The sequence below is a fragment of the Pseudomonadota bacterium genome (assembly GCA_026388215.1).
In the GTDB taxonomy this organism is placed as follows: Bacteria; Desulfobacterota; Syntrophorhabdia; order Syntrophorhabdales; family Syntrophorhabdaceae; genus JAPLKF01.
In genome coordinates this window covers 1-4,559 of record JAPLKF010000226.1, presented here as the reverse complement: position 1 = coordinate 4,559, position 4,559 = coordinate 1, and the positions used below count along the sequence as shown (strand labels likewise).

The window sequence follows — 4,559 nt, the reverse complement described above, 5'->3', positions numbered from 1 at the left end:
GCTCCGCTGCTGTCAGGATTCCAGTTTATTCTGATAATCCAAAAACAAAGAGGCTCGAATTCAGACCACCGGATAATATGGCCAACCCCTATTTAGCCCTTTCAGCAATGCTCATGGCAGGCATTGATGGAATCGTCAATAAGATTGACCCGGGTAAGCCAACGGATGTGAATACCTATGACATGACTCCGGAAGAGGCAAAAAAGGTGCCAACTGTGCCAGTGTCTCTTGAAGCATCTATTGCTGCGCTGGAAAAAGACCATGAATTTCTCTTGAGAGGTGGTGTTTTCACAAAGGATGTGATCGATGTTTGGATCGAGTACAAGAGGGAGAGCGAGATAGATCCTGTTCGTTTACGCCCGCATCCATATGAATTCTATCTCTATTTTGATATGTAAAAACCCCTCTCCTACCCCACAACCCGCCTCTCCCCCACTCATTAACGGGGAGTGAGGTAGGTGTTGTGAAAGGAGGTTGAAAGAGATGAAAAAAAAGGTTGTGATAATTAAGCACGTTAAAAATGAAGGTCCCGGCATGATCGAGAATTTTTTGAAAGATCATGGGTGGGAACTTCAGGTGATTGATTTGTCCCATGGAGAAAAACTACCCGATGATTTTGATAATATAGCTGCTGTAATCATGCTTGGCGGTTCTATGAATGTTTATGAAGAAAGTACATACCCTTTCTTAAAGGATGAGGATAATTTCATAACAAGGATACTGATAGAAGAGATCCCTTTCCTGGGTATCTGTCTTGGCGCTCAGCTCCTTGCTAAGGCCTGCGGTGCTATAATAAGTGGATCACCTCAGAAGGAGATAGGCTGGTACCACATAAAATTCACAGAAAATGGAAAAAGAGACTCATTATTTCAAGGATTACCCCAAAAAATTCCAGTTTTTCAATGGCATGAGGATACTTTCGAGATACCCAAGAAGGGTGTACTTTTAGCCGAGTCTGTAGTTTGCAAAAATCAGGCATTTAGAGTAGGCAATAATGCCTATGGTTTCCAATTCCACATTGAGGTAACAGAGGAAATGGTAGAGTGCTGGATGAAAGGCGAGGAAGGGAAGGTCAATATCAAGAAAATTCTTAACGCTACCAAGAAATTCAAAGAGGTTTTTGAAAAACAGGCTTATCAACTTTTTCTCAATTTTGAGGGACGTATAATATCCTCACTCCGTATAAAGAACGTTATGAGATTATTTGTAGAAGAGGGGAAGAAGTCTAAAAAGAAGAAGACCATGCTATGGTGGAACATTAAGGAACATACATTTGCGTTAGTAGAAGGAGTGTAAATGAGAGAGAGGAGTTTTTGGGTTCTTGACAGATGCCCTGTAAAGTGTTTAAGGTAGAGGAATTAATGCTATGGATCAGAAAAGTGCAGGCCTTAATATCACGGTTTTTTTCTGTCAGCAGCTTGATGCGAATCAGGATATAAACCGGCGTGTGCTGGAAAAGGAGCTCGGTCCAAGGATTAGGTTTTTCCCATTACCATGCAGCGGCCGCATAGAGCCTCTTCACCTCCTTAGCGCCCTTGAGTCAGGGGCAGATATGGTTTATCTTGTCACCTGTCCTGATGGGGTTTGCCGGTATCAAGAGGGTAATGTCCGTGCCAGGAAGCGCCTTATGTATGCCCAGAAACTGATAGAGGAGATGGGGCTCGAGCGGGAACGTATAGAGCTTGTTGTTACTACCGATAAAGACCTCCTGACAATTGACGAGTTAACCAGAGGGTTGATTTTACGTGAGGCTATAGTGGATCCTTCCCCGGTAAGAGTAAAGAAACATAAAGGTAAGTATATGGATAGCTACAAAGGAGTCAGAAAATGATAACAGCAGAAAGGAAACCTTTGTCTGAGATCAAAGCAATGATAGCACCATACAGGAAAATTCTTGTAGTTGGCTGCGGGACATGCGTGGCAGAGTGCGCATCTGGTGGGGAGAAGGAGGTTGGGCTTTTATCCTCAGCGCTCCGTATGGATGCAAAGATGGAGGGGCGTGAAATTGAAACAAAAGAGATTACTTTAGACCGCCAGTGTGTCTATGAATTTATCGAACAGCTCAGCGGCCTGGTCAACCAGTACGATGTTATTCTTTCTCTCGGGTGTGGTGCTGGTGTCCAAGCTGTTGCCGAAGTATTTCCCGAAGCATATGTCGTCCCTGCTCTTAATACCACCTTTATCGGAGAAACTAAAGAAGCCGGGCTCTGGGTGGAAAACTGCCGGGGTTGTGGTGATTGTAAACTTGGTTACTTTGCCGCTATTTGCCCTATCACCCGTTGTGCAAAGGGGCTTTTCAACGGGCCCTGTGGTGGCTCAAAGGATGGCAAATGTGAAGTCAACCCTGATACCCCATGTGCCTGGCAGCTTATCATTACGAGGCTCGATGAGTCTGGCCGATTAAACCTTCTGCAAGCGATACATCCTCCCGCAGACTGGTCAAAAAGAGAGGGGAAAGGACCCAGAAAAATAGAAAGGGAGGATCAAAAAACGTGAAAGCAAAAAGTCGTCTTGAAAGGGTCTTAAGGTCAGGCCATTTTGCAGTTACCGCTGAGTGTGGTCCCCCTAAGGGAGCAGGTCCCGAGGTGATAAGGAAGAAAGGGCATATCCTGAAAGGGTTTGTGGATAGTGTAAATGTGACGGATAACCAGACAGGTATTGTGCGTCTTTGTAGTTTAGCTTCTTGTGCGCTTCTCAAGAAGGAAGGTCTTGACCCGGTACTCCAGATGGTTACACGGGATAGGAATCGTATTGCGCTCCAGTCAGATGTGTTAGGTGCATCTGCCCTCGGAATCCGCAATATCCTCTGTTTGAGTGGTGATCACCAGTCATTTGGTAACCAGAAAGAGGCAAAAGGTGTGTTTGACCTTGATTCTATCCAGCTATTGCAGGTAGTGCGTGGTATGAGGGATCAGGGTAAAATTTTAGGAGGAGAGGAACTTTCAGAGCCCCCGGAGCTTTTTATAGGAGCTGTTGCCAATCCCTTTGCCGATCCATTTGTTTACAGGGTAATAAGGCTTGAGAAGAAGGTTAATGCGGGGGCAGAGTTTATACAAACACAATGTATATACAATCTCAAACGCTTTAAGGAATGGATGAAACTGGTCAGGGATCGAGGCCTTGATAAAAAGGTCTATATCCTTGGTGGCATTACCCCCTTGAAGACTGCCCGCATGGCCGAGTATATGAGCAAGCAGGTAGCTGGTATGGATGTACCGGAAGAGGTCATCAACCGGCTTAAGGGTGTGCCAACAAAGGAGCAGCGTCAGGAGGGGCTTAAGATAGCCATTGAAACGATTCAGACACTCAAAGAGATAGAGGGTGTCCATGGGGTACATATCATGGCCATAGAATGGGAAGAGGCAGTCCCCGAATTGGTCGAGAAGACCTGGCTTTATCCAAGGCCTGAAGTCTAAAAGGAGTCAGAAAATGCCTGTTAAGTACCATATTCATACTACAACAGTCCCTAACCGATTCCAACCTATTACGCGGTCCGGTGTGATCGCCTGGGAGGAAGGCTGTCTGAAATGTGTGCGCTGTGTTAAAAAAGATTGTGTTTACAAGGTATATGAAAAACGGGGTCTTGATCCAAGGCAGATGCTCGACTCCCTCGATAGTATGTGTAAAGACTGTTTCCGCTGTGTTCAAAATTGTCCAAACAGGCTTATCCAGAAGGGGCTTAACCCCACCTATAAAGTCCTCGGAGATCATTACTGGACACCGGAGATTATCTCAGATCTTTGGTTTCAGGCGGAGACAGGCCGTATACCTGTGTCAGGAGCAGGTTATGGAGGGTCGTTCTCAGGACCTGGTTTTGATGCTATGTGGACTGACATGTCCGAGATTGTGCGACCTACACGGGACGGCATTCACGGCCGGGAATATATTAGTACTACAGTTGATCTTGGCCGCAAAGTTATGAACCTTGCCTTTGATGCTGAAGGAAAAATTATCTCTACCACGCCACCCCTTATCGAGATACCCTTGCCTGTTATATTTGACATTTTGTCCTGGTCTCCTCCACGGGAGCGTATCACAAAAGCCCTCCTTGAGGGGGCAAAGAAGCTGGGCACCCTTGCCCTTGTCCCGGAGACAGAGTGGTCTTATGAGATGGAACCCTATCTCAATGAGACGATTTTATATCTTAATAACAATCCAGACCATCTCGATTCTACATTACTCAAAGGATTATGTATGGTAGAGATTCCTGATGGTGAGAATGTGATTGTCCAACAGAAAAGATTAAAGGAAAGAAAACCAGAACTTGTGATAGCCATCAGGCTACCTTTAAACCCAAAGGCATCTGAACGTGTTCTTCATCTTGCAGGTAATGGGGCTGAAGTGGTCCATCTCTGTGCAGACGAATATGGTCTTGAACAGGGAGACAAGCCCCTCTTTATCAAAGAACGGTTGAAGGAGATTCATCTTCGCCTGGTAGAAGAAGGATTGCGTGATCAGATTACACTCATCGGGAGTGGTGGTATTGCTATGGCTGAGCATATGGCAAAGCTGATTATCTGCGGTGCTGATGCTATCGCCGTCGATATACCGCTCCTCGT

General features: G+C 45.6%; 6 protein-coding genes. All 6 read left to right on the top strand.

Features of this window, described 5'->3' with window-relative positions:
* On the top strand, positions 1-398 hold a 398-nt coding region (locus tag NTU69_11380; GenBank protein ID MCX5804109.1), incomplete at its 5' end, for a type I glutamate--ammonia ligase.
* An 85-nt stretch (positions 399-483) separates the two neighbouring features.
* Complete coding sequence (locus NTU69_11375; GenBank protein MCX5804108.1) at positions 484-1,296, top strand: type 1 glutamine amidotransferase; 813 nt, start codon at positions 484-486, stop codon at positions 1,294-1,296.
* Positions 1,297-1,366: 70 nt separating this feature from the next.
* Entirely contained in the window at positions 1,367-1,831 is a 465-nt protein-coding gene (locus tag NTU69_11370; protein ID MCX5804107.1) for a hydrogenase iron-sulfur subunit, read from the top strand.
* Positions 1,828-2,496 (top strand): methylenetetrahydrofolate reductase C-terminal domain-containing protein, encoded by a 669-nt coding sequence (locus NTU69_11365; GenBank protein MCX5804106.1) that lies wholly within the window; start codon positions 1,828-1,830, stop codon positions 2,494-2,496. The genes NTU69_11370 and NTU69_11365 overlap by 4 nt, the downstream gene beginning before the upstream one ends.
* A complete protein-coding gene (locus tag NTU69_11360; protein MCX5804105.1) occupies positions 2,493-3,416 on the top strand; it encodes a methylenetetrahydrofolate reductase in 924 nt (307 codons plus the stop codon). The genes NTU69_11365 and NTU69_11360 overlap by 4 nt, the downstream gene beginning before the upstream one ends.
* A 13-nt stretch (positions 3,417-3,429) precedes the next feature.
* A partial coding sequence (locus NTU69_11355; GenBank protein ID MCX5804104.1) for a hypothetical protein occupies positions 3,430-4,559 on the top strand: 1,130 nt, incomplete at its 3' end.

What these genes read in the sequence shown, in the direction of transcription:
- NTU69_11375 (MCX5804108.1), top strand. Translation starts at nt 484, where the DNA reads ATGAAAAAAAAGGTTGTGATAATTAAGCACGTTAAAAATGAAGGTCCC.
- NTU69_11370 (MCX5804107.1), top strand. Translation starts at nt 1,367, where the DNA reads ATGGATCAGAAAAGTGCAGGCCTTAATATCACGGTTTTTTTCTGTCAG.
- NTU69_11365 (MCX5804106.1), top strand. Translation starts at nt 1,828, where the DNA reads ATGATAACAGCAGAAAGGAAACCTTTGTCTGAGATCAAAGCAATGATA.